The sequence below is a fragment of the Kitasatospora sp. GAS1066B genome (genome assembly GCF_041262605.1).
In the GTDB taxonomy this organism is placed as follows: domain Bacteria; phylum Actinomycetota; class Actinomycetes; order Streptomycetales; family Streptomycetaceae; genus Kitasatospora.
Window position 1 is genome coordinate 1 of sequence record NZ_JBGCCO010000079.1, and the last position, 4,990, is coordinate 4,990.

Below are 4,990 nucleotides of genomic sequence, written 5' to 3' on the forward strand. Positions count from 1 at the left end.
AACCCCCCACCCATCCCCACCCGCTGACTACCCTGACCCGAAAACAACACCGCCAACCGACCACCCACCACACCAGACCCACCCACCACCACACCAGCCCCACGCACCACCACACCCGACCGCCGCCCCTCCACCAACGCCGCCAGCCCCGCCAGGAACTCCTCCCGGTCCTCGGCCACCAGCGCGGCCCGGTGCGTGAAGGCCGACCGGGTACCGGCCAGCGAACGGGCCACGTCCAGCAGGCGCAGGTCGGGCTGCCGGCGCAGCCGGGCGGCGAGTTCGGCCGCCTGGGTGAGCAGCGCCGGCTCGTCCTTGGCGGACAGCACCCAGGGCAGCGCGACCGGCTCGACCGGCTCTACCGCTTCAGAGACCGGCTCGGGCTCGGCCGGGGCCTGTTCGAGGATCAGATGGGCATTGGTGCCACTGATCCCGAACGAGGACACCGCCGCCCGCCGCGGGTGATCGGTCTGCGGCCACAGGGTGGGCTCGGTGAGCAGCGCGACGCCGCCGGCGCTCCAGTCCACGTGCGGGGTCGGCTGGTCGATGTGCAGGCTGGGCGGCAGCACGCCATGGCGCATCGCCTCGACCATCTTGATCACCCCGGCCACCCCCGCCGCCGCCTGGGTGTGCCCGATGTTGGACTTCACCGACCCCAGCCAGAGCGGCAGTTCGGCCGACCGGCCCCGGCCGTAAGTGGCCAGCAGCGCCTGTGCTTCGATCGGATCACCCAGGCTCGTCCCGGTCCCGTGCGCCTCCACCGCGTCCACCTGATCGGCGCCGATCCTGGCGTCGGCGAGCGCCTGGCGGATCACCCGCTCCTGGGACGGGCCGTTGGGCGCGGTGAGCCCGTTGCTCGCGCCATCCTGGTTCACCGCGGAGCCGCGGACCACGGCCAGCACTCGGTGCCCGTTACGGCGCGCGTCGCTGAGCCGCTCCAGCAGCACCATGCCCACGCCCTCGGACCAGCCGGTGCCGTCGGCAGCGGCCGCGAACGGCTTGCACCGCCCGTCGGGCGACAGCCCGCGCTGCCGGCTGAACTCCACGAAGACGCCGGGTGAGGCCATCACCGTCACCCCGCCGGCCAGCGCCAGCGAGCACTCGCCCTTGCGCAGCGCCTCCGCGGCCAGGTGCATGCCCACCAGGGAGGAGGAGCAGGCGGTGTCCAGGGTGATCGCGGGCCCCTCCAGGCCGAAGGTGTAGGCGATCCGCCCGGACGCGACGCTGCCGGCACTGCCGGTGCCGACGAAGCCCTCGTGCTCGGCCGGGATGCTCGGCAGCCGGGTGGCGTAGTCGCCGTACATCACGCCCACGAAGACGCCGGTCGTGCTGCCGCGCAGCGCCGCCGGATCGATCCCGGCCCGCTCCACCGCCTCCCAGGTGCTCTCCAGCAGCAGCCGCTGCTGCGGATCGGTGGCCACCGCCTCGCGGCGGCTGATCCCGAAGAACTCGGCGTCGAACTCGCCCGCGTCGTAGAGGAATCCGCCCTGGCGGGTGTACGAGGTGCCGGAGCGGTCCGGATCAGGGTCGTAGAGGGTGTCCAGGTCCCAGCCGCGGTCGGCCGGGAACTCGCCGATCGCGTCCTCGCCCTCGGAGACCAGCCGCCACAGGTCCTCGGGCGAGCGCACGCCGCCGGGGTAGCGGCAGGCCATGCCGATCACGGCGATCGGCTCGGCCCGGGCGGCCAGCAACTGCTCGTTGTGCGTGCGCAGGCGCTCGTTCTCCTTGATGGAGGCACGCAGCGCCTCCACCAGCCGTTCGGGGGATGTCGTCATCGCAGCCTCGCTCAGGATCGTCCGTTGTCGGTGTCGCCCAGGACCAGGTGGATCAGCGCGTCGGCGTCCATGGCGTCGACGGTCGCCGGCCCGTCCGCTGCCGCGCTGCCGGACGCCTCGGCCGGTTCGGCGCCCGCGAGTTGCAGCAGCACCTCGACCAGGCCCGCGTCCCGCAACCGGGCGTACGGGATGGCGGCCAGGGCCGAGCGCAGCCGTAGTTCCTCGGTCTGCTCGCCCTGCCGCGGCGCGAGTTGCGCCCACAGCCAGTCGGCGAGCGCGCTCGGCGTCGGGCGGTCGAACACCAGGGTGGCGGGCAGCTTCAGCCCGGTGGCCGCACCGAGGTGGTTGCGCATCTCGACCGCGGTGAGGGAGTCGAACCCGAGCTCCTGGAAAGGCCGTCCCGGGTCGATCAGGTGGTGCGAGGGGTGTCCGAGCACGGCGGCCACCGTGCCGAGCACCTCCTCCAGGACCAGCTCCCGCTGCTGCTGCTCGGGCAACGCGGCCAGCCGCTGCGGAAGTTGGGCCACGACAGCGGCACCGCCCGGCCGGCTCGCCGGCAGCAGCCGCTCGGCGATAGCCGGCAGCAGACCCTGCTCGGCCCGGGTCCGCAGCGCCGCCAGGTCCAACCGGGCCGGCACCAGCACGGGTTCGGGGTGCGCCAGCGCCGCGTCGAAGAGGGCCAGCGCCTCGCCGAGGTCCATCGGGGCCAGGCCGCCGCGGCCCAGCCGGGCGCGGCCGTCCACGCCGAGCCGCCCTGCCATCCCGCCGTCGACGTCCCACAGGCCCCAGGCCAGCGAGCGGCCGGGCAGGCCGAGGCCGCGCCGGTGGTCGGCCAGCGCATCGAGAAAAGCGTTGGCCGCAGCGTAGTTGGCCTGTCCCGGGCTGCCGAGGGTGCCGGCCGCCGAGGAGAAGAGCACGAAGGCGGAGAGGTCCAGGTCGCGGGTCAACTCGTGCAGGTTCCAGGCGGCTTCGGCCTTCGCCGCGAAGACCCGGTCGAACTGCTCGGCGGACAGCGACTCCAGCGGGCCGTCGTCCACCACCCCGGCCAGGTGCAGCACGGCGGTCAGCGGGGCCGTGGGCGGCAGCTGCTCCAGCACCTCGGCGAGCCGCGCCCGGTCGGCGCAGTCGGCGGCCGCCACCGTCACCTCGGCGCCCGACTCCCGCAGCTCGCCGACCAGTTCGGCCACTCCCTCGGCAGCCGGGCCGCGCCGGCTGAGCAGCAGCAGGTGCCGCACCCCGTGCTCGGCCACCAGGTGCCGCAGCACCGCCGGGCCGACACCACCGGTCGCGCCGGTCACCAGCACGGTGCCGCCGGCCGCTCCCGCGGCTGTTCCCGCGAGCGAGCTCCCGACCGCCGGCTCCCCGCCGGCAGCCGCCGCCCTGCCGAGCCGCGGCACGAGCAACTCAGCACCTCGAACGGCAAGTTGCTGCTGCTCGCAGGCGAGGGCGGCGGGCAGCAGGGCCTCGCCGTCCTGGTCGACGTCGATCAGGTCGAACCGGCCACCCAGCTCCAGTTGCGCGGTGCGCAGCAGGCCCCAGGCCGCGGCGGCCGCCGGATCGGCGACCTCCCCGCCCCGGACGCCGAGCGCCAGCCGGGTCAGGACCACCAGCCGGCAGTCGGCGAACCGCCCCGGGGCGGCGCACAGCCGGACCAACTCGGCGGCCTCGGTGGCGATCCGGCGGGCCGACCGGGCCGGCTGCCCGTCCGGCCGGCCGAACGCGCCGAGCCGGACCACCACCGTGGCGGGCGCCTCCGCAAGCGCCGTCAGACCCTGGAGGCCGTCGACGACCGTCCAGTCGGCCGGTTGCCGCTCCTCGGGCGCGCCGACCGGATGCCAGCCGACGCTCAGCAGCGACCGGGTCGCCTCACCGCCGGCCGCCCGCAGCTGCCGGGGGGAGACCGGGCGAAGCGCCAACTCCTCGATCACCGCCACCGGTTGTCCATCCTGGTCGGCAAGGTGCAGCGCCGCGTTGCCGGCGTCGGAGCGCGACAGCCGCACCCGCAGGGACTGGGCGCCGGGCGCAGACACCGTGACACCGGCCCAGGAGAACGGCAGCAGCAGGTGATCGCCGGGCCGCTCGGAGCCGGCCGCCCCGAGGGCCAGCGGGTGCAGCGCGGCGTCGAAGAGCGCCGGGTGGAGCGCGAACCCGGCGCCGTCCGCCGCCGGCGGCAGCTCGACCTCGGCGAAGACCCGGTCACCCGCGCGCCAGGCCGCCCGCAGCCCCTGGAAGAGCGGGCCGTAGTCCAGGCCGCGGTCGGCCAGATCCCGGTAGAAGTCCTCGACCGGCACCGGGACGGCCTCGGCCGGCGGCCACGACCCCTGATCGGGTTCGGGCAGCTCTGCTTCGGCGGTGAGCGTGCCGTGCGCGTGCCGGGTCCAGGCGTCCGGCGCCGCGGACTCCGGGCGCGAGTGCACGGTGATCCGGCGGCTGCCGTCGGCCTCCGGCGCCGCCACCACGGCCTGCACCGCGAGCGTGCCCTGGTCCGGCACCACCAGCGGTGCCTCCAGGGTCAGTTCGGCCAGGCGCGGGCAGCCGGCGTGCCGGCCCGCCGCCAGCGCGAGTTCGGCGAGCGCGGCACCGGGCACCAGGACGGTGCCGAACACGCTGTGGTCGGCCAGCCAGGGGTGGCTGCGCAGCGACAGCCCGCCGGTCAGGACCAGGCCCTGCCCGTCGGCCAGCTCGACGGCGGCGCCCAGGATCGGATGTCCGGTGCCGAGTTGCCCGGGGGTGCGGCCGCCGGGCGCGGTGGGCGCCTCCAGCCAGTAGCGCTCCCGCTGGAACGGGTAGGTGGGCAGCTCCACGTGCGCCGGCCGCCCGGCACCGCCCGGCAGCGCGCCGAAGAAGGCCGGCCAGTCCACCGGCACGCCCGCGGTGTGCGCTTGAGCCAGCGCGGTGACCACCGCCTCGGGCTCGGGACGGTCGCGGCGCAACGCCGCGACGGTGACCGGCTCCTGGTCGGCCAGGGTGTCGTGCACCATCGCGGTGAGCACGGCGTCGGGGCCGAGTTCCAGGAAGGTGCGCACGCCCTGGGCGTGCAGGGCGCGGACCCCGTCGGCGAAGCGCACGGCCTGGCGCACGTGCCGCACCCAGTAGTCCGGACTGCACAACTCGTCCGGGTCGGCGATCTCACCGGTCACGTTGGAGACCACCGGCAGCAACGGCGGCCGGAACTCCACCTTCTCGGCCACCGCCCGGAACTGCGCCAACATCGGCTC

General features: G+C 75.5%; 2 protein-coding genes. Both read right to left on the reverse strand.

Going from position 1 to position 4,990, the window contains the following annotated elements; genetic code table 11:
* On the reverse strand, positions 1-1,748 hold a 1,748-nt coding region (locus tag ABH937_RS38055; protein ID WP_370220842.1), incomplete at its 3' end, for a type I polyketide synthase.
* A gap of 35 nt (positions 1,749-1,783) precedes the next feature.
* Positions 1,784-4,990 (reverse strand): SDR family NAD(P)-dependent oxidoreductase (locus ABH937_RS38060; protein WP_370220841.1); only part of this gene is annotated, 3,207 nt, incomplete at its 5' end.